22 protein-coding genes are annotated in these 24,300 nt (G+C 65.8%); 7 read left to right on the top strand and 15 right to left on the bottom strand.

Annotated features, from left to right (window positions below):
• Nucleotides 1-57 precede the first annotated feature (57 nt).
• The 5 genes from M8009_RS06485 to M8009_RS06465 all read left to right on the top strand — a co-directional run bounded on the left by M8009_RS06485 (nt 58) and on the right by M8009_RS06465 (nt 5,313).
• Nucleotides 58-792 carry a murein L,D-transpeptidase catalytic domain family protein gene (locus tag M8009_RS06485; protein WP_250060002.1) on the top strand — a complete coding sequence of 245 codons (735 nt, stop codon included), beginning with the start codon at nt 58-60 and terminating at the stop codon, nt 790-792.
• A 190-nt stretch (nt 793-982) separates the two neighbouring features.
• Nucleotides 983-1,669: an SDR family oxidoreductase gene (locus tag M8009_RS06480; protein ID WP_250060001.1), complete on the top strand. Its 687-nt coding sequence runs from the start codon at nt 983-985 to the stop codon at nt 1,667-1,669.
• A gap of 50 nt (nt 1,670-1,719) precedes the next feature.
• Nucleotides 1,720-2,205 carry a peroxiredoxin gene (locus tag M8009_RS06475; protein WP_250060000.1) on the top strand — a complete coding sequence of 162 codons (486 nt, stop codon included), beginning with the start codon at nt 1,720-1,722 and terminating at the stop codon, nt 2,203-2,205.
• A 454-nt stretch (nt 2,206-2,659) separates the two neighbouring features.
• Nucleotides 2,660-4,075: a sigma-54 dependent transcriptional regulator gene (locus M8009_RS06470; protein ID WP_250059999.1), complete on the top strand. Its 1,416-nt coding sequence runs from the start codon at nt 2,660-2,662 to the stop codon at nt 4,073-4,075.
• Nucleotides 4,076-4,209: 134 nt separating this feature from the next.
• Nucleotides 4,210-5,313 carry a transporter gene (locus M8009_RS06465; RefSeq protein WP_250059998.1) on the top strand — a complete coding sequence of 368 codons (1,104 nt, stop codon included), beginning with the start codon at nt 4,210-4,212 and terminating at the stop codon, nt 5,311-5,313.
• A 102-nt stretch (nt 5,314-5,415) separates the two neighbouring features.
• On the opposite strand, the gene M8009_RS06460 is transcribed toward M8009_RS06465, so the two are convergent.
• The 4 genes from M8009_RS06460 to M8009_RS06445 all read right to left on the bottom strand — a co-directional run bounded on the left by M8009_RS06460 (nt 5,416) and on the right by M8009_RS06445 (nt 8,579).
• Nucleotides 5,416-6,117, bottom strand: a complete 702-nt coding sequence (locus M8009_RS06460) for a hypothetical protein (protein ID WP_250059997.1) — start codon at nt 6,115-6,117, stop codon at nt 5,416-5,418.
• 15 nt (nt 6,118-6,132) lie between these two features.
• A complete protein-coding gene (locus M8009_RS06455; protein WP_250059996.1) occupies nt 6,133-6,777 on the bottom strand; it encodes a C39 family peptidase in 645 nt (214 codons plus the stop codon).
• Nucleotides 6,778-6,887: 110 nt separating this feature from the next.
• On the bottom strand, nt 6,888-7,316 hold the full coding sequence (locus M8009_RS06450) for a hypothetical protein (RefSeq protein WP_250059995.1): 429 nt from the start codon (nt 7,314-7,316) through the stop codon (nt 6,888-6,890).
• Nucleotides 7,317-7,424: 108 nt separating this feature from the next.
• The gene (locus M8009_RS06445; protein WP_250060063.1) at nt 7,425-8,579 is read right to left on the bottom strand and encodes a hypothetical protein; all 1,155 of its coding nucleotides are present in this window, start codon (nt 8,577-8,579) and stop codon (nt 7,425-7,427) included.
• A 473-nt stretch (nt 8,580-9,052) separates the two neighbouring features.
• On the opposite strand from M8009_RS06445, the gene M8009_RS06440 reads away from it, so the two are divergent.
• Together M8009_RS06440 and M8009_RS06435 are read left to right on the top strand one after the other, a co-directional pair.
• Nucleotides 9,053-10,087 (top strand): patatin-like phospholipase family protein, encoded by a 1,035-nt coding sequence (locus M8009_RS06440; RefSeq protein ID WP_250059994.1) that lies wholly within the window; start codon nt 9,053-9,055, stop codon nt 10,085-10,087.
• 226 nt (nt 10,088-10,313) lie between these two features.
• Entirely contained in the window at nt 10,314-11,726 is a 1,413-nt protein-coding gene (locus M8009_RS06435) for a PhoH family protein (RefSeq protein ID WP_250059993.1), read from the top strand.
• A gap of 47 nt (nt 11,727-11,773) precedes the next feature.
• On the opposite strand, the gene M8009_RS06430 is transcribed toward M8009_RS06435, so the two are convergent.
• From M8009_RS06430 to M8009_RS06380, 11 genes are all read right to left on the bottom strand, one after another.
• Nucleotides 11,774-13,603 (bottom strand): complex I subunit 5 family protein, encoded by a 1,830-nt coding sequence (locus M8009_RS06430; RefSeq protein WP_250059992.1) that lies wholly within the window; start codon nt 13,601-13,603, stop codon nt 11,774-11,776.
• Nucleotides 13,600-15,105 (bottom strand): proton-conducting transporter transmembrane domain-containing protein, encoded by a 1,506-nt coding sequence (locus tag M8009_RS06425; RefSeq protein WP_250059991.1) that lies wholly within the window; start codon nt 15,103-15,105, stop codon nt 13,600-13,602. The genes M8009_RS06430 and M8009_RS06425 overlap by 4 nt, the downstream gene beginning before the upstream one ends.
• Nucleotides 15,102-16,574 (bottom strand): complex I subunit 5 family protein, encoded by a 1,473-nt coding sequence (locus M8009_RS06420; protein ID WP_250059990.1) that lies wholly within the window; start codon nt 16,572-16,574, stop codon nt 15,102-15,104. Before M8009_RS06420 ends, M8009_RS06425 begins: the two co-directional genes overlap by 4 nt.
• Nucleotides 16,571-17,242: a hydrogenase subunit MbhD domain-containing protein gene (locus M8009_RS06415; RefSeq protein ID WP_250059989.1), complete on the bottom strand. Its 672-nt coding sequence runs from the start codon at nt 17,240-17,242 to the stop codon at nt 16,571-16,573. Before M8009_RS06415 ends, M8009_RS06420 begins: the two co-directional genes overlap by 4 nt.
• Nucleotides 17,243-17,249: 7 nt before the next feature.
• Nucleotides 17,250-17,471: a hypothetical protein gene (locus tag M8009_RS06410; RefSeq protein WP_250059988.1), complete on the bottom strand. Its 222-nt coding sequence runs from the start codon at nt 17,469-17,471 to the stop codon at nt 17,250-17,252.
• A gap of 78 nt (nt 17,472-17,549) precedes the next feature.
• Nucleotides 17,550-18,893 (bottom strand): GGDEF domain-containing protein, encoded by a 1,344-nt coding sequence (locus M8009_RS06405; protein WP_250059987.1) that lies wholly within the window; start codon nt 18,891-18,893, stop codon nt 17,550-17,552.
• A 109-nt stretch (nt 18,894-19,002) separates the two neighbouring features.
• Nucleotides 19,003-20,205 (bottom strand): tryptophan synthase subunit beta, encoded by a 1,203-nt coding sequence (gene trpB / locus M8009_RS06400; protein ID WP_250059986.1) that lies wholly within the window; start codon nt 20,203-20,205, stop codon nt 19,003-19,005.
• Between the two features lie 86 nt (nt 20,206-20,291).
• Nucleotides 20,292-21,224, bottom strand: a complete 933-nt coding sequence (locus M8009_RS06395; RefSeq protein WP_250059985.1) for a prenyltransferase — start codon at nt 21,222-21,224, stop codon at nt 20,292-20,294.
• 34 nt (nt 21,225-21,258) lie between these two features.
• Entirely contained in the window at nt 21,259-21,927 is a 669-nt protein-coding gene (locus M8009_RS06390; protein ID WP_250059984.1) for an alpha/beta hydrolase, read from the bottom strand.
• A gap of 79 nt (nt 21,928-22,006) precedes the next feature.
• The gene (locus M8009_RS06385; protein ID WP_250059983.1) at nt 22,007-23,776 is read right to left on the bottom strand and encodes an SLC13 family permease; all 1,770 of its coding nucleotides are present in this window, start codon (nt 23,774-23,776) and stop codon (nt 22,007-22,009) included.
• A 188-nt stretch (nt 23,777-23,964) separates the two neighbouring features.
• Nucleotides 23,965-24,171 carry a cold-shock protein gene (locus M8009_RS06380; RefSeq protein WP_040185674.1) on the bottom strand — a complete coding sequence of 69 codons (207 nt, stop codon included), beginning with the start codon at nt 24,169-24,171 and terminating at the stop codon, nt 23,965-23,967.
• Nucleotides 24,172-24,300 lie beyond the last annotated feature (129 nt).

Below are 24,300 nucleotides of genomic sequence, written 5' to 3'. Positions count from 1 at the left end.
CTACCGTCTGGAATGGCCGACGACCGGGCCCAGCATGCCACACGACAGGTTTCCCGAATGCCGACTCCCTTCCCGAATCGATGGCTTCCCGGCACCGCCCTCTGCGCCGCGCTGCTGCTGGGCACACCACCCGCCCTGGCCGGCGACGACTTCCTGGCCCAGGCCTACAAGCCGGGTACGCTGAGCCAGCTACCTCTCGACCAGACCCTGACCCGGCTGGCACCCGATGCCGACCCCCGGGTCATGCGCCTGGCGGCCCGCGCGCTCTCCTGCGCCGACCCCGACGCCGAGCGCCTGGCGGTGATCGACTTCTCGTTGCCCTCCACCGAGCCGCGCCTCTGGGTCTTCGACCTGCAGCGCCGCCAGCTGCTGTTCGAGGAGCTGGTCTCCCACGGCCAGGGCTCCGGCAATGCCATGGCCGATACCTTCTCCAACGTCCCGGAAAGCCACCAGTCCAGCATCGGCCTGTTCCGCACCATGAACAGCTACCAGGGCCGCAACGGCTACTCGCTGCGCCTGGAGGGCCTCGAGCCCGGCGTCAACGACCTGGCCTACCAGCGCGCCATCGTCATCCATGGTGCCGACTACGTCAGCGAGGCCTTCATCGAGCAGACCGGCCGCCTCGGCCGCAGCCATGGCTGCCCGGCGGTTCGCCAGGAGGTCGCCGCGCCGCTGATCGACAGCATCAAGGAGGATCAGTACCTCTTCACCTACTATCCCGATCCGGCGTGGCTGGCGAGCTCGGACTACTTCCACTGCGACCGTGACGAGGCGCAACTGGCCCTGAACTGACCCGCGTCCTGCCATGGTGCCACCGCGGGCGGCACCATGGCAGGGCACACCGGTACCGAGCGCGGCGTCCGATATCCTCGATACCGACTGCAAGGCCGGGGCAGCGGTGTTGCGTTGAGCGCCGGGATTGAGCCATGTCGTGGACTGGGCCATGCTGGAAATCGGCGGCTCACAGGCACAGGAGAGGACGATGCAGCATCGTGTATTACTGATTACCGGGGCGTCGAGCGGGATAGGGGCAGCCTCGGCCCGGGCCGCCTCGCGGGAGGGCTACAAGCTGGTGCTGGCCGCCCGCTCCCGGGAGAAGCTGACGGCCCTGGCCGAGGAACTGGGCCCGGAGAACGTGCTCGCCATCGGCTGCGACGTCACCGCCATGGAGGACCAGCAGGCCATGGTCGAGCAGGCCATGGAACGCTTCGGCCGCATCGATGCCGTGTTCGCCAACGCGGGGCGCGGCGGCTCGCCGGGAGGCTTCAGTGGCGCCGACCACGAGGCCTGGCGCGAGATGATCCTGACAAACATCTACGGCGTCGGCCTGACCCTGCAGGCCACCCTGCCGGCACTGCGTCGCAGCCGTGGCCATGTGCTGCTGACCGGGTCGGCCGCCGGCCGTGCCACCATCCCCGGCTCCATGTACGGGGCCACCAAGTGGGCGGTGAGCGGGATCGGCTACAACCTGCGCGAGGAACTGCGGGGCAGCGGTATCCGCGTCACCCTGATCGAACCCGGCATGGTCAACACCCCGTTCTTCGATGAGCCCCCGGAGCACGCCCTGGAAGACCGTGACATCGCCAATGCGGTGACCTATGCCCTGGCGCAGCCGGAGCACGTGGATGTCAACGAGATCCTGATTCGCCCCACGCCGCCGCTGGAATGACCCTCAGCTCAATACACGATTAACGCTTACATCAACCAGAGGCCTACCCCATGACACTCTCGATCGGTGACAGGATTCCGGACATCACCCTCAAGACCAATGGCCCCGATGGGCCACAGGACCTCTCCACCGGCGAGTTCTTCGCCGACCGTCGCGTGGTGCTCTTCGCCGTGCCCGGCGCCTTTACGCCCGGCTGCTCCAACACCCACATGCCCGGCTTCGTGGTCCGCGCCGATGACATCCTCGCCAAGGGGGCCGATGCCCTCGCCTGCCTCTCGGTGAACGATGCCTTCGTGATGGGCGCCTGGCAGAAGGACCAGAATGCCGAGGCGATCACCATGCTCGCCGACGGTAACGCCGAGTTCACCCGCGCCATCGGCATGGACAAGGATGCCACGGCCGGTGGCATGGGCATTCGCAGCCACCGCTATGCCCTGATCGCCTATGACGGCGTGGTGGAGTACCTCGGCGTCGACACCGAGAAGGGCGTGGTGGACAAGAGCAGTGCCGAGACCATCCTCGACAGGCTTGGCTAGACTCCCTGCCCTACCGCCTGCCTTCTTGCCTGGCTGCTCACGCCCGCTACAGCAGCCAGGTCCTGTGGCTCGAGTACTATTTTCTTGATGCGACTGCCGTTCCTCCCTCCCCCTAACCCGTCGCAACTTTCATACAACGTATTGTTAAGCATAGAGTTTCCTAAAAATACTGAGAAGACTCATATGACGTATGCATCACCCAACGAATCTGTAACATGACTTTACAATTGTCCTGGGACGACCAACACTTACCGCGTCGCCTCAAGCCCCGCGATGGTCCCGTAGTCCCGAGGTAGTACTTCGCTCATCTTCCAACCAGGAGGACAGCAACGGGACTGCTGCCTGTGGAGGAAGCAAAATCATGACTCCCGGACCAAGACCCGTGGCAAGCACTCGCCTGTCGCAGGGAATGAACACCATCAGCAATGGTTGTCAGCAACCATGAGGGAACGAGATGATGGAGCCGTCCAGGCAACTCATGACCGTAGGGAACATAACTTCTCTTCAGGAAACGCTGAATCAGCTCTCAGGTTATGGCTGGTCGATACACCATGCCGATAATGCGCAGGAAGCGATGGAGTTATTGAACAGGGAAGCCTGCAGGGTTGGATTGACCGCTATCGACCCGTCTGGGACCTCGCTCCCCCTGGAAGTCGATACCAGGCCCGGCTTGTCGCAGGTCCAGTGGGTGGCGATCGTCGAGCATGACGTATTGCGGCACGACAAGGCTCGTGACCTGATCTACAACGCCTGCTATGCCTATCAAGCCCATCCCGCCGATGCGGAAAAACTCAATACCTTGCTTGAGAGCGCGTTAAAGATGGCAGGCCTCCATGAAGCTCACCCCGTTCCGACGCTTTCCTGCCCGGACGACGACTACCATATGGTCGGCGAGAGCCCGATCATGCAACAACTCTTCCGAACCATCCGCAAGGTGGCCGCTGCCGATGCTCCCGTGCTGATTACCGGAGAGTCAGGCACGGGGAAGGAGCTCACCGCCCACGCAATCCATACCCATTCATCCAGACACCGTGGCCCGTTCAACGTGGTCAATTGCGGGGCTCTTCCCTCCGGTCTCATCCAGTCCGAGCTCTTCGGTCATGAGAAGGGTGCCTTCACCGGTGCCAATCAACGCAAGATAGGTATCATAGAGAGCTCGCAAGGAGGCACACTCTTTCTCGACGAGATCGGTGACCTGCCTCTGGACATGCAGGTGAACCTGCTTCGCTTCCTGGAGAACCTCAAGGTATTCCGCGTCGGTGGACTCCAGGAAATCCCTGTGGATGTCAGGGTCCTGGCCGCCACCCACGTCGACCTCGAGAAGGCAGTGGAGAGAGGAGAGTTCCGCGAGGACCTCTATCATCGGCTAAATGTGCTTCAAGTCAGGACACCGGCGCTGAGGGAACACCCGGAGGATATCGAGCCCCTGGCACACTTCTTCTTCGAGAAGTTCTCTGCTGAGAAGCCATCTCGGGTCCGAGGCTTCAACTGCGATTGCAAGACTGTCATGCGCCAGTACCCCTGGCCAGGGAACATACGCGAACTGGTCAACCGAGTCAGACGTTCCATGGTCATGTGCGAACAACGGCTCATCACACCCTCCGATATGGGGCTGGAACGACGCCAAAGCCTTTCCCGGGACACCGATACCCTTCAGCAGGTACGCGACATGGCAGAATACGAGGCGATCAGGGGCGCCCTGGCACGCAACAAGTACAAGGTGCTGCATGCAGCCCGTGAGCTCGGCGTCTCCCGCGTCACCCTGTATCGGCTTCTCGATAAGCACTGTATCGACAAGAACGGAGATTCGGATGATGGAAAAAAGAATGAGCCATCGACATCAGGACTTATTCAACTAACCTCAACATGATGGAAGACGGTCACAGGCGCCTGCTAGCTGGGTCTTTTCGTATCCGATAGGGGTGTCGTGATCCGGATCAGTCCATGTCTCTCCCGGTGCGGACGGGACACTACTTAATTAAGCAAGAAAAAAGGAAGGGAACCATGACTCCACGAGGCACAAGCATCCTCTACACTGCTGGCCTGGTATCCTTGATCGGTTGCGCGCCGGCACTGGCCCAGGAGGCAGCACAGACGGCACAGATCCAACCGGTCGGCCAGGAGCCCGAGCAGCAGGAGGTCCAGCCGGAAGTGCAGGCCCTCGCCGAATATGGCGGGGTGCTGACGCCCAAGGGCAGGCTGGTACTGGAACCGGAGTTCCAGTACTCCCACGAGAGCATCAACCGCATGACGTTCGAGGGGGTAAGCGTTCTGAGTACCCTGCTGATCGGGGTATTCACGGCACAGGATGTCGACCGTGACAACTATACGGCCTCCCTGACGGGGCGGCTGGGCTTCACCGACCGCCTGGAACTCGAGATGAAGGTGCCCTATGTCTATCGAGATGAATCGGAAAGGGTCAACGTTCCGATTGAAGATAGTGAGGATAATGTTTTCACTCTGGACCGTGAACTATCCAATAATGCGCTAGGCGATATCGAACTGGGCGCCCACTACCAGTTCAACCGTGGGCTCGATGGGATGCCCTACTTCATCGGCAACCTGCGCTACAAGAGCACCACCGGCGAGGGCCCGTTTGATGTAAGCCGCGACAGTGCCGGAAATCCACTTGAACTCTCTACGGGCACAGGCTTCCATTCCATCGAGCCCAGCATCACCATGCTGCTCCCCTCTGCGCCGGCCGTCTACTTCGCCAACCTCGGCTATGTTTTTCATCTGAAAGATAGCGTCAATCAGAGACTGACTGACGATAATGACCAGGACCTTTTTATCGGCGATGTGGATCCAGGAGATGCGGTACGACTGAGCTTCGGCATGGCCTACTCCATCAACCCAAGGACCTCCTTTACGCTGGGCTACAAGAACGACTTCATCGGCAAGACCGAGACCGAATATGTCAACAACAACACTGGCAGCATCACTCGTGTCAGCTCCAATACCCTGAATGTCGGTTCCCTGCTGCTCGGATGGTCCTACCAGCTGAATCAGGATGTCGCCGTCAACCTGGGGCTGGAGCTGGGTATCACCGATGACGCCCCGGACACGACCCTGACCCTGCGCATGCCCATCGGCATGGACGCCTTCTAAGCCAGAAATGTGAAATAAACATCATGCAAGATAAGACGGCTGCCAATTGGCAGCCGTGTTATTTAAGTTTCATCAAAAAAGCATGAAAATGGCTGATTTATATCAACGCAGGATACCCGAGAAAGAGTCAACAATAGATGCGCGCAGCTTGGCTGCTTTCAGAGCACCAACATTATTGAGCCGAACATCGATATCGATCCGCTGTTGGATATCCCGCCCTGAGGCATTGCTCACCACGCCACTGACAATGGCGTTGCGCGTGATATTCTGCAGGGCTGCCGTGAAGCCCTTGGTATCGTTCAAGGCAACACCGGAAAAGTCCGCCAGTCCCGAGAGATCGACGCTACCGGGGGTCATGTCGGTAACAGACAGCCCGGTACCGGGCCCTACCTGACTAGCTGAACGTGTGGGATCGCGGAATGTCTGCGAGACGATATCGGCACCCGCTTTCGTGAAGTTCACCACCGACACCAGTTCGATACTGTTGTCGATCATCGTCTGCAGTCTCGCCCCGAAATCCACGTCGAGTCCACCGATATTGAAGCCCGCCCGCATCTGATCGAGTTCCGCCTCGGCGATGACCTCCCCTCGATGGAAGTCATCCCTCGTCGAAGACGGTAACGACACCGGCGGATAGAGCCTCGCTGGTTCCTGAGCGCTCACGTACTGTACCCATTGGCCATTGAGCGGTGCGTCGTATTCTGCCACGGAGGCCGCCTGAGTTCCGGCAGTTACCAGCACCAGCAGTGCGCCGATCCATCGCACCCCACCTTGCCTACGCATCATCCTGGCTCGAGATGGCATCGTCATATCTCCTCATCACCGGCCCATCTCATTTCTGGCGGGCAGGGTGAGCAAACTGGCACCGATGCTGGAGCGATTCACGCCTCTTGACAGCGGTGAATCCGGGCGTACGGCCCAGTCCTGCTCATGGTTGAAGTGGTTACGGGCAATCTCGATCTCCTCGCGCGCCCCCAGAACCGTGCCGTTCCACAGGGACTCGAAGTGCTCTCTCGGCACTACCTGGGTACCTGCCGCGGGATCGCCCACCAGGATATTGTCGTCATCGATGCCCTTGACGACGACGAAATGCTTGTAGCCCCCGGTGTCCACCATGGTAATGGCAGGCACCCCGATTCGAATGAAGTCATCCAGGCTGATCCTAAATCCATCGGCGTTGAGCCCCTGGGCATCCAGGTATCGCTTCATGTCCAACATGGAAAAGCCATGACGCTGGATCTGTTCGGCATCCCCGGCACGGATCATGCTCTCGAAGACCTCTGCCTCGGTGGTCTCACGCTGATAGTGGAAGGTCAGCAGGGTCGCGACGGATGCAGAACCGCAGCTGAAGTCGTACTGCTGCCTGACCACCCTGTCCCAGCTCTTTTCCTGTAGGCTCTTGGCCTCGACCTGAAAGCTGCCGAAACGATTGGCAATGGCCACCTGGCCGGCATGGGCTGCCACAGTGCTCCCTATGAGAACGAGTGACGCCATGCCACAGCAGAGTTGCCTGGTCAGTTTCATGGCAAGTCTTCCCTTGGCTGGAAAATCGTGTATGTAGACCCGATCAAGGCTCAGTTGGAAATAAACACGCTGATGCCCACCGCATTGTTGATGGAATTCCCGTTGCCGGTCACGGCGCTGAAGATTCCCGTACCGCTATAGCTTCCCAGCGCATCAGGGGCAAAGCTGATATTGCCCGAAGTCATATCTCCCCCGATATCAAAGGAGGTATCCGTCACTGAGGCCTTCATGTTCTGGACGCTCTTTACCGAATTGAAGTTGACGATTGCCTCCCCCTCCCTGGCCCGAGCCTTGCCCATCGCCTCCATGTCCATCCCTTCCATCGCGGCAAAGCCTTCCGCCTTGGGCAAGTGGCGATCCTCTGCCTGGCTCTGCGACGCCCCTAGCGTGATGAGCACCACGGAGAAAGCGATACCCATCAACTTCAGCTGTGGATGAGGCAATCTTGTTAGAGTTGAACTGACTGATGACACCTTCATGGCCTTGACTCCCGGTATCCGATCCGTTGTGGCAGTTCATCAAGGGAGCCGGTGAAGTTGCCCCCACCAGCTCCCGGGTCTTAAGAGCGCATCATGCGCCCTGGATCATCAGTTGCCGATGCTCACGTTGCTGTGAGCCGCGACGTTGGTGCCAGCCACCTGGGAGTTGTAGAGGCCGGTGGATACGTTCATGTTGTTGATACCACCGAACACCCCGGCCGCCACGGCCACGTTGGCCGCGCCGGTGGCCAGGCTTGCAGCCCCGCCGTTACCGCCGTTGCCGCCGTTACCGCCGTTACCGGCCATCGCGGTTGCAGCACCGCCGGTACCTTGACCGCCGCCGCCGCCGCCGCCGTTACCGGCGCCGCCGTTACCACCGGCTGCCGTGGCCAGGCCACCGTCACCGCCGTCACCGCCGGTACCCGAGCCGGAACCGTTGCCGGAACCAGAACCGGAACCGTTACCAGCGGTTCCCCCCGCCACTGCGGAGCTGGCGTTGGCGTCACCATTGGTGCTATCACCGTTGGTGGCCGTGTTAGCGTTGTCGTCGTCGAAGTCATCGGCAGTCACCGATGCATAGCCTTGAGCAGTGCCACCCTGGGCATCGGTATCGTCGTTGGTGGCATCGGCGTCACCACCTTCGCCATAGCCTTTGCCATAGCCCTTGCCGTAGCCCTTGCCATTGCCACCATCATCGCCATAGCCACCATCAGCTTCAGCGAGGCCGCCATCGCCGCCATCGCCTTCGCCGCCTGCGCCGCCGATACCCTTGCCATAGCTGCCAGCATAGGCTTCACCACCGGCACCGCCTTCAGCCCCGGCGGCGCCATAGCCGCCATTGATGTGGATGTGAGCGCCACTGACTTTGGAGCTCATCTCCTGCATTGAAATGACGTTGGTGGAGGTGTTGTAGGACTCGCTCATGGCCCAGGCATCACCACCACGCCCGGTAGTGCCCCCGGCTCCACCCGTACCAGTTCCGGTAGCGGCACCGCCAGTGCCATTCCCGCTGGTAAGCTGGTTGTCGTCGGAGCTCTCGTCGAAGTCTCCGTCGATATTGGCATAGACGTTGCCACCGTGGGCTTTGCCATAGCCATTGCCACCATCGGCGTTGCCGCTATTGCCGCCGGTCGCCATGGCCTTGGAATCCACGTCCTGGTCAACGTCGTCGGCATAACCAGCGCTCGGGTTGGCATGCGCCGTGGAGATGGCCATCACCATCGCCAGCAGAGGGGTACCTGCAATTACGAGATACTTTTTCATGATCATGTCTCCATGTGTTGTGTCTGCTGCAGCCTGCGAACCTGCGCCATCGTCCCTAATGTTCAATTCTGGACCCTTGAATGACGCATCCTGCTCGCAGTCACCAACCAAGAGGCATGATCCATGCCAGTTCAGAAAACCCTGTATGTAATAGACTGTAAAAACAGAAAATTTATAAATGCCAGACACTTCCAAACCAGCGGAAACATTGCCGCTGAACTTTGTAACTGAACGGTTAGTGATTCATTCATGAAACACTTAATCGCTAATAAAGCCTGGCGTAGCGTACATTCTTATCAGAAACAGAGGATTACTGGTCTCACGAGATGTGACTCGGCAGCGTTACAGTCAGCCATCGAAAAAACACCAGACCGACCGGCAGTCGGCTGGCCGCTCCCCATTGCTGCCGTTATGCTGGAGTTGATGCACTGCAGCGGCGGCCTGGGCGGGCTGCAACGAGCCTAGGAGCGAAGATGAGCGAGAGACGACGGATCGACCTGGCGCTGCAGGGTGGCGGCGCCCACGGCGCCTTCACCTGGGGCGTGATGGACCACCTGTTGGAGGACGAGCGGATCGAGATCGAGGGCATCAGCGGGACCAGTGCCGGCGCCATGAACGGCGTGGTGATGGCCGATGCCCTGACCCGTGGCGACGAGTCCACCGCCCGCGCGGCCCTGCGTGACTTCTGGCGGGCCGTCAGCCGGGCGGGCATGGCGAGCCCCGTACGCCGCACCCCGCTGGACGTGCTCACCGGCAACTGGAGCCTCGACCATTCCCCCGGCTACATCGCCCTGGACCTGATGAGCCGGCTGGTCTCGCCCTACCACTTCAATCCCTTCAACTTCAATCCGCTGCGCCAGATCGTCGCCGAACGGGTCGATTTCGAGCGGGTCCGGGCCTGCGAGGAGCTCAAGCTCTTCGTCACCGCCACCAATGTGCGCAGCGGCAAGCAGCGAATCTTTAACCGCGAGGAGATGAGCCTCGATGCGGTGATGGCCTCGGCCTGTCTGCCCACCGTCTTCCAGGCGGTGGAGATCGACGGCGAGGCCTACTGGGACGGCGGCTACATGGGCAATCCCTCGCTCTCGCCATTGCTGCACGACTGCACGGCGGGCGACATCCTGGTGGTGCAGATCACCCCCATGCATCGCCAGGAGGTGCCGACCAGCGCCGCGGACATCCTGAACCGCCTCAACGAGATCACCTTCAACGCCGCGCTGATCAAGGAGGTCCGCATGATCGTGATGCTGCAGAAACTGCTCGGCGAGCATGACATCGACATCGGCTGCTACCGGAATGCCCGGCTCCACCACCTGAGCGGCGACGAGCCCCTCTCGCACCTCTCCGTCTCCAGCAAGCTGAATGCCGAATGGGCCTTCCTCTGCCACCTGCATGAGCTGGGGCGGGCGACCACCGAGGCCTGGCTCACCGAGCACTTCGATGACCTGGGCCAGCGCTCCACCCTGGACGTGGAAGGCCTCTACCAGGAGATCGAGGCGACTCGATGAGTCAGCGTTGAGTGTGCGCCGCAATATTGCTTTGCAGCATGCCCGGGCACCGTCCATGCTCCAAGCAGGAGGGCACCTCGCCATCCGACAGGCATCCAACCAGGCAGGGCCACAGCAAAGGAGGTGAACGTCATACCGAGCGGGACGACACCGCGGGGCTGCTGTCACGTCGCTGACATCGTGCGCCGGCAGTGTCGACACTATGACGACAAGGAGAACTGCGCCGATGGTACGCATCGACAAGAAGGCCACCCGGCTCTACGTGCTGGACACCAATGTCCTGATCCACGACCCTGCCGCCCTCTACCAGTTCGACGAGCACGAGGTGGTCATCCCCATGACCGTGCTCGAGGAGCTCGACAAGCACAAGAACGGCATCCGCGAGATCGCCCGCACCGCCCGCCAGGTCAGCCGCACCCTGTCCGACCTCACCGCCAACGTCGATATCGACCAGATCCGCGACGGCATTCCCATTCCCCGACTCACCGGCCCCGAGGGCCGCCTGCGCCTGCTCTGCTACACCGACCTGAAACCGCTGGATCCGCTGGAGGAGAGCCCCGACAATCGCCTGCTGGCCGAGACCTGCCGGCTGCGCGACGAGCGACCGGATGCCTCGGTGATACTCGTCACCAAGGACATCAACCTGCGGGTCAAGGCGGCCGCGCTGGGGGTGCCGGTGGAGGACTACCTCACCGATCGCGCCTTCGACGACAGCGACGCCATGATCGATGGCGCCCGCATCTATCCCGATGCCGGCCACGACGGCAGCGGACTCTGGGACAGCCTGGCGGTGGACGTCAAGGTCGAGCGCCGGGATCACAGGGTCGTCTACCGCCTGGCCGGCGACATCCCCCGCGAGTGGCACCTGGGCATGCTGGTCTCCGACAGCGACAACGGCGCCAGCTTCGAGGCCATCGTGCGCGAGTCGGGCCCCAAGCATGCCCACCTCGAGCTGCTCACCAACTACCGGCACGGCACCAGCGTCTGGGGGGTCCACGCCCACGACAGCCGGCAGAACTTCACCCTCAACCTGCTGATGGACGACGACATCGACCTGGTGACCATCGCCGGCAGCGCGGGCACCGGCAAGACCTTCATGACCCTGGCCGCGGCCTTCCAGCAGACCCTGGATACCAAGCGCTTCGAGCGCATCGTCTTCACCCGGGCCCCCATCACGATGAGCGAGGACATCGGCTTCCTTCCGGGCACCGAGGAGGAGAAGATGTCACCCTGGATGGGGGCCTTCCACGACAACATGGACAACCTGCTGCGCGACGAGCACGACGGCAGCAGCACCTGGAACCAGGACGCCACCCGCCAGCTGCTCGGCTCGCGGGTGCAGATCCGCGCCCCGGGCTTCATGCGCGGGCGCACACTGAATGACACCTTCCTGATCATCGATGAGGCGCAGAACTTCACCCCCAAGCAGCTCAAGTCCTTGATCACCCGAGCCGGGCGCAACACCAAGATCGTCTGCCTGGGCAACGTCGGTCAGATCGACACGCCATATCTGACCGCCAACACCTGTGGCATGGCGGCGGTGGTCCAGCACTTCCGCGACTGGCCCCATGCCGGCCACGTGACCCTCAAGAGCGTGGAGCGCTCGCGCCTGGCCCTGGCCGGCGAGGAGCTGCTCTGACCCCTTGATCCTCCCGCCCCGGCCTGACCCGAGCCTCGTGCCGACGGTCAGGCCGGGCCAATAGAGGCCATGCCGAACAGCATCAGCAGGGCCAGCCCCACGGCCACGCCGATCATCAGCACCGCCGCATGGTGGCGCAACCACCCCTCGCCGCGGGTCATGCCGTCCAGCGCCCGGATGGCGTCGCGCTCGCGTGCCACCCACCAGGCCACCCAGGCGTGCTGAGCGCTGCCGAGCCGGGCCAGGCTCCCCTGCCCCCAGACACGCAGCCGCTGCCCGCCACTCACCAGTGGCCACCAGAGATCCCCGGGCGGCAACCGCCAACTGGCCCTCGGCGGTCGACGACGCGCCACGGCCCAGGCCATGACCGAGACCGCGAGGCCCAGGGCCAACGGCCACAGCAGCCCGGGGAGCTTAGCCAGCGGTGGCCAGCCCCGGTCGACGAGCTCTCCGCCCAGCCACCAGGGCAGCGTCAGCGCGGCCAGCAGGGCCCCCAGCCAGGCCAGCGGCATGGGCGATACCAGCGGCGCCAGGCCGTCCTCACGCGCCTGTCGCTCGCCCTGCCACTGGCACCACAGGGTGCGGGCCATCAGCGCGGTGGTGCCCACCGCCGCCAGGGAGAGCCAGGTCACCACCACCTTGTAGCCGCCGTCGTCGAGCACCGCCTTGAAGGCCCACTTGCCGGCCAGCCCCGAGGCCAGGGCGCCGGTGAGCGACAGCGCCGGCAGCGCCAGCAGGGTCCAGAGCAGCCAGGCCGGCAGGCGCGGCGGGTGCTCGCCGATGCCCACCCCGAGGAACAGCGCCCCCTTGGTCAGGGCGTGATGGGCGGCGAACAGCACTACCGCTGCCGACAGCGCCGGCCACAGCGCCGGGGCGACCAGGCCCATGGCCACCAGCACGGTGACCATGCCCATCTGGCTGACGCTGGAGTAGGCCAGCACCGCCTTGGGGTGACGCTGGCAGACCCCGTAGAGGGCCGCCCCGATGGCGGCCGCCAGGCCGGCCACCAGCATGGCCCGCCCCAACCAGGCGAAGGCCTCGCCGGCGGCCGTTTCCCCCAGCGGCAGGGTGACAAGCCAGCCGACCAGGCCCGCCTTGATCATGGCCCCACTGAGCACCGCGCTGGCCGGCGTCGGTGCCACCGGGTGGGCCAGGGGCAACCAGAGGTGCAGCCCCACCACCCCCGCCTTGACCCCGAAGCCCAGCCACAGCAGCAGGCCCATCCAGACGCCACCCGGCGCTTCGAGCATCCCCTCGCGCAGGCCGCCCAGCGTGGTGGTGCCGGCACTGCCCGCGCCCCATAGCAGCCCGGCCAGGATCAAGCCCTCGCCCAGCACCGCCATCACCAGGTAGGCCAGGCCGCCGGTGCGGGCATCCCGGGTCTGCGCATGCACCACCAGGCCGTAGGCGGCGAAGGTCATCACGGCGAAGCCCAGGTAGAAGCTGGCGATGTCCTCGGCGACCAGCAGCAGCAGGTTCCCGGAGAGCGTCAGCGGCCAGAGCAGCGCGAAACGTCTCAGCCGGGCCTCGGCGGCGCCATCGCCGGTCACCGCCCTGGCCTGCTCGCCGGCTAGATAGTCCCGGGCATAGACCCCCGCCAACAGCCACAGCAGTGCCGTGACAGCCACCAGCGGGCCCCGCGTACCGTCCAGCGCCCAATGCCCGCCGAGCAGCCACCAGTCGAGCGCCAGCGACCTCTCTTCGACGCCCAGGGCCAGCGCCAAGGCCGGCAGCGGCGCGCTGCACCAGAGCCCATCCAGCGGGGTGCGCGGCTGGCCGCGATCGGCCAGGGCTGCCATCAGCGGTACCCACAGCATCAGCAGCAGCGGCCAGAGCAGCGCTGCCGGCAGCGCGAAGGTAAAGAGTGCATCGCTCATGGCAGATACTCCGCGTTGACCACCCGGCTCGCCCACTCCAGCGGACTGAAGGGCATGCCCGCCAGCATGCCGGCCAGCAGGCTGAACAGCGCCGTGGCCAGCGTCGGCACCAGCAGCCAGGCATGGGTCTCCAGCCGGCCCAGGCAACGCTCCTCGGGCCACGCCCCCACGCCGTGATCGGGTCCCGGGCGAAACCACAGCCGGCCGAGGATCGGCAGGAAGTAGGCGGCGTTGAGCAGGCTGCTGGCCACCAGCACGGCAATCACCCAGGGCATGCCGGCCTGGATCGCCCCCGTGCCCAGATACCACTTGCTCAGGAAACCCACCACCGGCGGCACGCCGATCATGCCCAGCGCCCCGACGCTGAAGGCCAGGCTGGTCAGCGGCATGCGCCGCCCGGCGCCATCGAGCTCGTCGATGCGGTGGATACCGAGCTCCTCGGCATAGTTGCCGGCGCAGAAGAACAGGGTGATCTTCATCAGCCCCTGATGCAGCAGGTGCGAGAGCGCGGCGATGGTGCCCAGCGGGCCGAACAGGCCGATGCCGAGCACGATGTAGGCGACCTGGCTCACCGTGGAGTAGGCCAGCCGCGGCTTGAGCTCCTGCTGGGCCAGGGCACGCAGTGAGCCGAAGAGGATGGTCACCGAGGCTACGGCCACCAGGCCATACAGCAGTCCCAGCTCGGCGCTCAGCTCGATGCCGTAGACGTCATAGACCAGCCGCACGATGCCGAAGGCGCCGGCCTTGACCACCGCCACCGCGTGCAGCAGGGCGCTGACCGGCGCCGGTGCCACCATGGCGCGCGGCAGCCAGCCGTGCAGCGGCACCAGGGCCGCCTTGACGCCGAAGCCGGCGATCAGAACCCAGAAGAGCCCCACCAGCAGGAGGCGATCCTCGGGGCCGAACTCGGCGAGGATCTCGCGCTGGCCGAAGCGGATGTCCCCGGCCAAGACATGCAGCGCCACCATGCCGATCATCAGCACCAGCCCGGCGGTCAGGGTGAAGCGCAGGTAGACCTTGCCCGCCGCCAGCGCCTTCGAGGTCCCGCGATGTACCACCAGTGGGTAGGTGGAGAGGGTCAGCAACTCGTAGAAGACCAGGAAGGTAAAGAGGTTGCCGGCCAGGCTGATGCCCAGTGTGCTGGCCACGCAGAGGCTGAAGAAGCCGAAGAAGCGCTTGCGGTTGGGCGAGTCCTCCAGGTAGCCGATGGCGTAGACGGTGGTGAACAGCCAGAGCAGCGAGGAGAGCCCAGCGAACATGATCCCCAGGGCGTCGGCACGCAGCACGAAGGCCAGCCCCTCAAGCACCGGAAACTCCACGGCGTACCCGCGGCCGCGACTGAGCCCCCAGACCATCCAGGCCACCAGACTCAGCTTGATCAGGGCCGCGCCGAGGTTGAGGCCGGTGCGCGCGCGGAAGGCCCGCTCCGGCAGCAGGAAGATCAGCACCGCGGTGAGCAGCGACGTACCCAGCGTCGCCAGAAGCAACAGCCCGCCGCTCATGGCAGGCCTCCCTCACGCAGCAATGCCAGCGGCCACTCGGCACCGAGCCCCAGCGCCAGCGCCGCCAGCGCCAGCATCAGGGCGATCAGGTCCATCCCCCCGGGCACTGGCCGAACCTCGCGGCGGGGAGCATCCTCGACCAGGGCACAGCGCAAGACCCGGAACACATAGGCGACGGTGAGCAGGGTACCGGCCACCAGCACGACGACCCACGGCCACTGCCCGGCGAGGATGGCCGCCTGCAGCAGCAGCCACTTGGCGGTGAAGCCAGCGCTGGGCGGCAGGCCCATCAGGGTCACGGCGGCGATGCCGAAGGTCATCAGCGAAAGCGGCAACCATCGGCTGGTGCCCGCCAGGTCGCCCAGGCGGCTCTGGCCGACGGCGAGCACCAGGTTGCCGGCCGCCATGAACATCGCGGCCTTGGCCAGGGCATGGCCGGCCAGCTGCAGCCAGGTGGCCTGCCAGGCCAGGGTCGCCACCGCCGCCGAGGTACCAGCCAGCAGCGGGAAGGCCAGCATCAGGTAGCCCAGCTGCCCCACCGTGGACCAGGCCACTACCTGCTTGAGCTCGCTGGCCCGCCAGGCCTGCAGCCCGCCCCAGAGTATCGCCAGGCTGCCGAGCCCCCCGAGCAGCCAGGCCGCAGCCAGCGCCTCCGGCACCAGCCGCTGCCACAGCTGCATCAGGATGAAGAAGGAGGCCTTGACCACCAGGGCCCCGTGGAGGGCACTCACCGGCGTCCAGGCGCTGGCGTGCACCGGCACCAGCCAGCCATGCAGCGGGAAGATCGCCGCCTTGAGCAGCAGGCCCGCGGCCAGCAGCGCCATGGCGATGCCGGTCACCGCTCCCGGCTCGGCATCGGCCGCCAGCCCTGCCAGGTCCAGCCGGCCCCAGGCGCCCAGCAGCAGCGCCACCCCCAGCAGCCAGGCCAGCGACCCCACCAGGGCATAGAGCAGGTAGCGCATGCCCGCCGTCAACGCCTGTGCCGTGCCGGGCAGCAGCATCATGCCCACGGCGCAGAGTCCCATCAGTTCCAGCGCGGCATAGAGCGTCAGCAGGTCGGCGGCCACCCAGATCAGGCCGAGCGCCGCGGCCAGGCCTCCCAGCAGCGGCCAGAACCCGGCGAAATCGCGCTCGGCCACCGCGATGGCTCGCCGGTGCCCGACCGCATAGGCCGCACTGGCCAGCAGCAGCAGCTGAGTCAACAGCAACAACAGGCCCGCCAGGGCGTCCAGGCGCCAGTGGAGCAGCAGCCCACCGAGTGACCAGGCGCCCTCGAGCCCACCGTCGACCGCGAGGCGCGACAGCAGCCAGAGGGTCACCAGCGGCAGCGGTGCGCCGGCCAGCAGTACCGGCAGCATGCGCCGAGGCGGAAAGCGCCACGCCACCAGGCCCAGCGGCAGCGGGGCCAGCAGCGACAGCCACAGCACCGCCGCCTCGACGGACAGGGACGGGTCCAGCGGCACGCTCATCGGTCATCCCCTGCCCCGCCGCCCAGGCTCACCCGCCCATCCAGGGCGTGCAGGCGCCGTAGCAGCGCCGCGCCGAGCACCGAGCCAACCAGGGCCACCACCAGGCCCACCAGGATCAATCCCTGGACCTCGACGGTGGGTCCGGCCAGGCCGGCCAGCAGCAGGAAGACCCCGGAGCCCAGCACGTTGAAGGCCAGCAGGCGACGCAGCAGGTGGAGGTGGTGGGCAAAGGCCCACAGGCCCAGCGCCATGATGGCCAGCCCCGTGGCCAGCAGCGGACGACGCATCACCTCACTTGGAACGGAGAGCTCACCGCCACCGAGCAGCCCCCAGACGGCCGCAGCGGCCAGGGCCAGCCAGGCGAGGGCCGCCAGCCAGCGCGCCGTGGCCTGGTGGCGGGGACGACGTGCATGGTCACGCAGGGGAAGCGGCGACCGGGCACCGAGATGGCCCAGGCCGTGGAACAGGGCCGTGCCGGTCAGCAGCGCGCCCAGCACGGCCTCGACCAGCGCCAGCCAGGGCGCACCGAGCCGCCACCAGGCCAGCGCCATCAGCAGCGCGAAGGCGATGAAGACCAGGCAGGCACGCCGCAGGTGGCGGTCGAGGAGACAGGCCGCCGCCAGGATCACCAGCAGAGCGGCCGGGACGAGTTCGCCCGACAGCGACACCGCCGGCTCAGCGGTCGGCGCGGTTGACGGCCTTCTCGATCAGCGCCTCGCTCTCGCTTCCGGGGCCCTTCTTGAGCACCGTCTGGGCCTCGTGCCAGAGGCAGATGAAGCGATGGCAGGAGGCGCAGTGAACCTCGTCATCGGGGTTCTTCACCTGGGAGACCCGCATCAGGTGGCTGCCGCAGCTGGGGCAAGCAACCGGCAGGCGAAAATCTTCCGACAGGGACATGGCAAAACTCCTCGTGTTGCAGGGTGGATGGCACCTATCCTGCCGATATCGCCCGTGATTCTCCAGTCGCGAGCCCTATTATCGGCGGGCCTCCTCGCCGATACGGGGATAGCCCGGTGATCCCGCCAGTCGGTTGCGCCCCTCATGCTTGGCACGGTAGAGCGCCTGGTCGGCCTGGGAAAGCGCCAGATCCAGGCTGCCCTCCGGCGGCAGCACCGCCAACCCCAGGCTCACCGTGATCCGCAGCAACGAATCCGCCACCTCGAGCTCGACCGACTCCACCGCGGCGCGCAGGCGGTCGAGCACGCCCCAGGCCTCCTCGGGCGAGGTGTCCACCAGCATGACGGCAAACTCCTCGCCGCCGATGCGGGCGAATAGGTCATAGGGGCGCAGGCAGTCACGGCAGGTCATGGCGAAGGTTTGCAGGGCCAGGTCACCGGCGGCATGGCCATGGGTGTCGTTGAGGCGCTTGAAGTGGTCGATATCGAGCATCGCCAGGGGCACCGTGCGGCCCTGGCGGGCGGCGTGGGCGCGCACCGCCTCGCCGTAGTCGAAGAAGGCCCGGCGATTGAGCACCCCGGTGAGCATGTCGGTGCTGACCAGGCGCTGGGTGCACTGCTCTTCCTGCTTGCGCGGCGTGATGTCGATCAGCAGGCCGTCCCACAGGGTGGTACCGTCGCGGCGGCGGGAGGGGCTTGCGCGGCCCTCGAGCCAGCGGACGTCGTCGGTCGTCTCGAGGCGAAACTCCAGCCGCCAGGGCTCCAGGCTCACCGCCGACTGGGCCAGGGAAGCGGTCAGGGCGGCCCGGTCCTCGGCCTGGACCCGCTCCAGTAGCGCTTCTGCGCGGTCAATCACCGAGCGCGACGACAGGCCCGCAAGCGAGTGCAGCCCTTCGCTGAGAGAGAGGAAGTCGAGCCCGCCCCGGGGGTCCTGGCGAAGCTGGAAGACCACGCCGGGGAGCCGCGAGAGGGTCCCCTGGAGACGCTCCAGCAGGGCGTGGTCGTGCAGGGCCCGTTGGCGCAGCTCCGTGATGTCGTGGAGCGTCACCAGCAGCCGCAGCGGCTGGCCCTGTCCCGCGTCCAGGGGCTGGAAGACGCCATCCTGGTGGACCAGCCGACCGTCGGCCCGACGACACAGCAGCACGCCCCGCCAGGAGCGGCGGCGCGCGACGCAATACGCCAGGGCATGGCTGATGTCGCCGTACAGCGGGTCCACATCCAGGCAAGTGATGCGGCGACCGACCAGGGTCTCGGCCGGATGGCCGCTATGCTCCTCGAAGCCCGGATTGACCCGCAGGATGACCCCGTGGGCATCGGTAAGAATGACGACGCCCGGGAAGCAGTCCAGCAACGCCTCGGCCAGCGGCGGCTGCTCCCCCCTGTGCGCCCTCCATGTTCGCCACTTGTCCCTGATTCGCGCCATGCCCCACACCCTGGGGATCCCCGCATCGGTTTGAGAAGGGGACTCCGCCCCGACTCCCCTACCCTAGCCCAGGATGGCCGATGACACAGCGAAAATTGCCGAGGTCCGGCTAGAGCTTCAACCGATCCGCCACATAGTCGGCATCCTTGTCGCCACGGCCGGAAAGGTTGATCAGGATATGCTGGTCGGCCGGCAGGGTCGGCGCCACGCGCATGGCCCAGGCCACGGCGTGGGCGCTCTCCAGCGCCGGGATGATGCCCTCGACCCGGGAGAGCGTCAGGAAGGCCTCCAGGCACTCGTCATCCGTGGCGCTCTGGTAGTCCACCCGCCCCAGCTCCTTGAGATAGCTGTGCTGCGGCCCGACGCCCGGATAGTCGAGCCCCGAGGCGATGGAGTGCACCGGCATGGGCTGGCCCGCCGCGTCCTCCAGCACGTAGCAGGCCATGCCGTGGATCTCGCCGGGTCTGCCCAGGGTCAGGGTGGCGGAGTGGCGGGGGGTATCGAGCCCCTCGCCGGCCGGCTCCACGCCCACCAGGTGCACAGCCTCGTCCTCGAGGAAGGCGGAGAACATGCCGATGGCGTTCGAACCGCCGCCCACGCAGGCGGTGACGTGGTCGGGCAGCCGGCCGTGGCGCTCGAGGAACTGGCCGCGGGCCTCGCGGCCGATGATCGACTGGAAGTCGCGCACCATCTTCGGGAAGGGGTGCGGCCCCACCACCGAGCCGATGGCGTAGATGAAGTGCTGCGGGTCCTTGAGGTACTCCTCGAAGGCGCTGTCCACGGCATCCTTGAGGGTCGCCGTGCCGCGGGTCACCGGGATCAGGGTGGCCCCCAGGATCTTCATCTTGGTGACGTTGGGATGCTCCTTCTCGATGTCCACCTGGCCCATGTGGATCTCGCAGGGGATGCCCACCAGGGCGCAGGCGGTGGCCAGCGCCACGCCGTGCTGGCCGGCGCCGGTCTCGGCGATCACCTTGGTCTTGCCCATGAACCTGGCCAGCAGCGCCTCACCCAGGCAGTGGTTGATCTTGTGTGCGCCGGTGTGGTTAAGGTCCTCGCGCTTGAGGTGGATCTGGGCGCCGCCCAGCGTCTCGGAGAGCCGCCGGGCATGGAAGATCGGGCTGGGCCGGCCCACATAGTCGGCGAAGAGGCCGTCCAGCTCGGTGCGGAAGTCATCGCGGACGCGGATCTCCTCGTAGGCGGCGTCGATCTCGTCCATCACCGCCTTGAGCTCGGGCGGAATCAGCTGGCCGCCGAAACGGCCGAAATAGCCCTGGGCATCGGGCAGGTTGGCGAAGGGGGAAGTGCTCATGGTCTGGGTCCTGGCGGCATGCGGAATAACGACATGCCATCCTGCCCCGCCCTCACGAGGCTGTCGAGGCGACCTTCGCCGAAGCCTCAGGCCGCCAGCCAGAGCCCGAGGTTGAGCAGCGCCAGGCTGGCGAGCAGCAGGGCGACATTCAGCCCCAGCAACGGGACCAGCGGCGCAGGGTCACCGGGCGAGACGTCGGCAGGCAGTCGCCAGAGCCCGACCGCGAGCTTGAGGGCCGCGGGGGCGGCCAGCCACATCAGCCAGGCCCAGCCGGGTAGCCAGCCGCCCAGCCAGGCCAGCGGTACCACCGCGAAGGCGGCGAGCACCAGGCCCGCCACCAGGCGCGCCGCGCGCCCCACCCCCAGCACGATGGCCAGGTGGTGTCGCCCGGCCCGTCGGTCGGGCTCGATATCCGGCAGCTGGTTGGCCAGCAGCAGCGCACTGACCATCAGGGTCGGCACCAGCGAGGCGGCCAGGGCCGTGGCGGAGAACATCCCGGTGAGCGCCTGATTGGCGCCCACCACCATCAGGGTGCCGAAGCCGACCCCCGGCGCCGCCAGACAGAGCCAGGGGCGACGAGTCAGCCAGCCGGTGTAGGCCACCACCAGCGCCATGCCGAGCAGCCCGTAGAGCAGCATTACCGGGCCCGAGCGCCACAGGCACCAGGCGCCGATGGCCAGCACCCCGGCCAGGCAGGCGAAGGCGGCGTGGCGCACCGCCCCCGCCGCCGCGGGGTGCTCTGGCAGTGACCCGCTACCGCCCGAGAAGGGCGTGCGAGTGGTGGTGGCATCCAGGCCGCTCACGAAGTCGTGATGCTCGTTGAACAGGTTCACCGCGGCGTGGGCCAGCAGGGCGGCGAGCAGCACCAGCAGGATCGTGAGCCCCGCGGGAGCATGACCGTCCTGCCAGGCGGTGGTCACCGCCAGGCCTGCGCAGAGGGGCGAGAGCACCAGGAAGTTGGGGCGTGCACTGCGCCAGCAGGCCCGCCACACGAAGGCCGGAGAGGTGGTCGCCATCATGGGACACGCGCGGTCATGGGGAGGACGACACCGCTCAGCGGGCGAGCCGCTCGGCGAGCCAGCGGCCGATGTCACCGATCTGCTGCGGGCAGAGCGCGTGGGCCATGGGATAGCAGCGATAGTGTGCCGGATAGCCCAGCGATTCGACCTTCTCGTAGCCGGCCTTGCCCAGCGACTCGGGGACCACCGGGTCGAAGCTGCCGTGGTGCACCTCGATGGGCAGGCCGCGATTGGCGTCGGAGAGCTCGATGCTGTCGGCCGTGGCGAAGTAGGTGGAGAGAGCCAGCAGGCCGCCCAGCGGCACCTCGAAGGAGAGGGCCGCCTGATAGGCCACGGCCCCGCCCTGGGAAAAGCCCGCCAGGATGATGCGACGACTGTCGATACCCTGCTCCAGCTGTTCCCGCACCAGCGCCTGGATGCGCGCGGCAGAGGCCATCAGCTGGGGCTCGTCGATCTGGCGGTCGAGACTCATCTCCTTGATGTCGTACCAGGCCGGCATGACCATGCCGCCGTTGATGGTCACCGGCAGGCGTGGCGCATGGGGCAGGATGAAGCGCACGGCATCATCGGTGGGCAACGGGAGTGCCGGCACCAGCGGCTCGAAGTCGCTACCGTCGGCACCGAGGCCGTGGAGGATGAAGACGCAGGCGTCGGCGGGTCTGCCGCTGCGCGGCTCGATGATCAGTTCACCGGGTTGATTCATGGGATCGTCTCCAGGGCCGCTCAAGGGGTCGGTCAAAGTTCGACACCCTACCGCAAACGCCGCCCGTCGGCGAGCGCGCTCAGAAGGGCCAGATCAGCGGGATCAGGGCCAGGGCCACCGCGGCGGTCAGCAGGTTCAAAAGCCCGCCGAGGCGCAGGAAGTCAGCGAAGCGGTAGCCGCCGGGGCCGAAGACCATCAGGTTGGTCTGGTAGCCGATGGGCGTCAGGAAGCTGGCCGAGGCGGCGAACATTACCACGACCACATAGGGCATCGGGCTCACGCCGAGGCTCTCGGCGCTGGCCATGACCACCGGAAAGGTGATCACCGCGGCGGCGTTGTTGGTGACCAGGGAGGTCAGCAGGGTCACCAGCACATAGACTGCGCCCAGCAGCAGCCAGGGATTGCCATCGGCCAGCCCCAGGGCCACATCGGCCAGGGTGGCCGCCGCCCCCGAGCTTTCCAGCGCCGCGCCGAGCCCGAAGGAGGCGGCGATGGTCAGCAGTACCTGGGTGTCCAGCCCCCGCTTGGCCGCCCCCACCGTGCAGCAGCCGGTGCCCAGCGCCAGGGCCGCCCCCAGCATGGCGGCGTTCATCATGCTCGTCACGCCCAGGGTGGCCAGCAGCACCACCCCGGCCAGGATGCCCCAGGCCAGCCCGGCCTTCTCGTGGACCGGACGGGCCGAGCCGTTGACCTTGCTGATCAGCAGGAAGTCGCGCGACTGCCGATGGCGCTCGATGAAGGGCGGGCGCGCCTCCAGCAGCAGCACGTCGGCGGGCTGCAGGCGGATCTGGCCAAGGTTGCCGGCGACCCGCTCGCCGCCGCGGCACACCGCCAGCACCGCGGCCCCATAGAGGGTCCGGAAGTGACCATCGCGGATGCGCCGGCCGATGAACTGGCACTGGTCGGAGACCACCGCCTCCACCAGGCGGCGCTCCTTGAAGTCCTTCTCTAGACTCGACGCGCCCTGCCGCGTCGGCACCAGGCCGCGGATCTGCTGCAGTTCCACGGCCCCCTCGCTGGTGCCGGCAAACACCAGCCGGTCGCCGCCCTTGAGCCGCTCGCCCGGCCCCACCACGCTGACGATGTTGCCCTCGCGCTCGATCTCCACCAGGAACAGCTCCTGGAGGTGGCGCAGCCCGGCCTCCTCCACCGTGCGATCGACCAGCGGGCCGTTGGCGTCCACCTCCATCTCGATGGTGAACTCGCGGGGGTTCTCGAAGGCCGCCTCGGCCCCGCGCCGCGCCGGCAGCAGCCGCGGCCCCAGCAGGACCAGGTAGACCAGGCCCACCACCGCCACCGGTACGCCCACCCAGGCGATGTCGAACAGCCCCATGGCCAGGGCCGGGTCGCGATCGATCAGCAGGCCATGCACGACCAGGTTGGTACTGGTGCCGAACAGGGTGATGGTGCCGCCGAGAATGGAGGCAAAACTGAGCGGCATCAGCAGGCGATGCGCCGGCACGGAGATGCGCCGGCTCCAGCTCAGCACGGCCGGGATGAAGGTCGCCACCACGGGGGTATTATTGAGAAAGCCGCTCAGCGAGGCCACCGGCAGCAGCAGGCGTACCAGTGCCCGGCCCTCGCTGCGGGGGCGTCCCAGCACATGGCGGATGATCAGGTCGATGCCGCCGGTCTCGCGGATGCTGGTCACCAGCACATACATGAAGGCCACGGTGAACAGGCCCGTGCTGGAGAAGCCCGCCAGGGCCTGGCCGGGCTCGATCACCCCCAGGGTCAGCAGCAGGATCACCGCCCCGAGCAGCACGATGTCGGGACCCACGCGCGAGAAGGCCATCAGCGGAAAGACGGCGATGACGACGGCGAGAGAGAGCCAGGCATCCAGCGGCATGGGCAGATCCGGTGACGGGTAGGCGAGGCCCCATTGTGACCGCCACCGGTTATTCTAAAAAGTTATTTTTAGAAATCCATGTATATTTTATTGGAATATATAATCCGAAGACGCCACAACGAGAAAGGCCCGCTTTCGCGGGCCTTTCTCTACTACCGTGAGGCAGTCACATCAAGGTCGGTCGACGTTCAGCCGATAACCTGGATGTTGGAAGCCTGGAGGCCTTTCTTGCCCTGGGTGACGTCGAAGGAGACCTTCTGACCGTCCTGCAGGGACTTGAAGCCTTCAGCCTTGATCTCGGAGAAGTGAGCGAACAGGTCGTCACCATTGTCGTCCGGAGAAATGAAGCCGAAACCTTTAGTGTCGTTGAACCACTTGACGGTACCAGTAGCCATGATCGAATTCCTCGAATAGCGTTAGATTGTGCCGGGAAATACCCGAATTGCAGTGGGTAAAACAAGAAACTTTCACCGGGAAATCGACGCCATGAGCTTTCGATGACCACTTGCGATGTTCCACTTGCT

The organism is Halomonas gemina, assembly GCF_023554995.1.
In the GTDB taxonomy this organism is placed as follows: domain Bacteria; phylum Pseudomonadota; class Gammaproteobacteria; order Pseudomonadales; family Halomonadaceae; genus Halomonas; species Halomonas gemina.
Note: the sequence above shows the minus strand (reverse complement) of the source record. Positions and strands in the feature narration are given on the sequence as shown.

What these genes read in the sequence shown, in the direction of transcription:
- trpB (WP_250059986.1), bottom strand. Translation starts at nt 20,205, where the DNA reads ATGAGCACTTCCCCCTTCGCCAACCTGCCCGATGCCCAGGGCTATTTC.
- M8009_RS06450 (WP_250059995.1), bottom strand. Translation starts at nt 7,316, where the DNA reads ATGAAGGTGTCATCAGTCAGTTCAACTCTAACAAGATTGCCTCATCCA.
- M8009_RS06465 (WP_250059998.1), top strand. Translation starts at nt 4,210, where the DNA reads ATGACTCCACGAGGCACAAGCATCCTCTACACTGCTGGCCTGGTATCC.
- M8009_RS06420 (WP_250059990.1), bottom strand. Translation starts at nt 16,574, where the DNA reads ATGAGCGTGCCGCTGGACCCGTCCCTGTCCGTCGAGGCGGCGGTGCTG.
- M8009_RS06425 (WP_250059991.1), bottom strand. Translation starts at nt 15,105, where the DNA reads ATGAGCGGCGGGCTGTTGCTTCTGGCGACGCTGGGTACGTCGCTGCTC.
- M8009_RS06470 (WP_250059999.1), top strand. Translation starts at nt 2,660, where the DNA reads ATGATGGAGCCGTCCAGGCAACTCATGACCGTAGGGAACATAACTTCT.
- M8009_RS06445 (WP_250060063.1), bottom strand. Translation starts at nt 8,579, where the DNA reads ATGAAAAAGTATCTCGTAATTGCAGGTACCCCTCTGCTGGCGATGGTG.
- M8009_RS06435 (WP_250059993.1), top strand. Translation starts at nt 10,314, where the DNA reads ATGGTACGCATCGACAAGAAGGCCACCCGGCTCTACGTGCTGGACACC.
- M8009_RS06410 (WP_250059988.1), bottom strand. Translation starts at nt 17,471, where the DNA reads ATGTCCCTGTCGGAAGATTTTCGCCTGCCGGTTGCTTGCCCCAGCTGC.
- M8009_RS06385 (WP_250059983.1), bottom strand. Translation starts at nt 23,776, where the DNA reads ATGCCGCTGGATGCCTGGCTCTCTCTCGCCGTCGTCATCGCCGTCTTT.
- M8009_RS06485 (WP_250060002.1), top strand. Translation starts at nt 58, where the DNA reads ATGCCGACTCCCTTCCCGAATCGATGGCTTCCCGGCACCGCCCTCTGC.
- M8009_RS06405 (WP_250059987.1), bottom strand. Translation starts at nt 18,893, where the DNA reads ATGGCGCGAATCAGGGACAAGTGGCGAACATGGAGGGCGCACAGGGGG.
- M8009_RS06395 (WP_250059985.1), bottom strand. Translation starts at nt 21,224, where the DNA reads ATGATGGCGACCACCTCTCCGGCCTTCGTGTGGCGGGCCTGCTGGCGC.
- M8009_RS06440 (WP_250059994.1), top strand. Translation starts at nt 9,053, where the DNA reads ATGAGCGAGAGACGACGGATCGACCTGGCGCTGCAGGGTGGCGGCGCC.
- M8009_RS06380 (WP_040185674.1), bottom strand. Translation starts at nt 24,171, where the DNA reads ATGGCTACTGGTACCGTCAAGTGGTTCAACGACACTAAAGGTTTCGGC.
- M8009_RS06480 (WP_250060001.1), top strand. Translation starts at nt 983, where the DNA reads ATGCAGCATCGTGTATTACTGATTACCGGGGCGTCGAGCGGGATAGGG.
- M8009_RS06460 (WP_250059997.1), bottom strand. Translation starts at nt 6,117, where the DNA reads ATGCCATCTCGAGCCAGGATGATGCGTAGGCAAGGTGGGGTGCGATGG.
- M8009_RS06430 (WP_250059992.1), bottom strand. Translation starts at nt 13,603, where the DNA reads ATGAGCGATGCACTCTTTACCTTCGCGCTGCCGGCAGCGCTGCTCTGG.
- M8009_RS06390 (WP_250059984.1), bottom strand. Translation starts at nt 21,927, where the DNA reads ATGAATCAACCCGGTGAACTGATCATCGAGCCGCGCAGCGGCAGACCC.
- M8009_RS06475 (WP_250060000.1), top strand. Translation starts at nt 1,720, where the DNA reads ATGACACTCTCGATCGGTGACAGGATTCCGGACATCACCCTCAAGACC.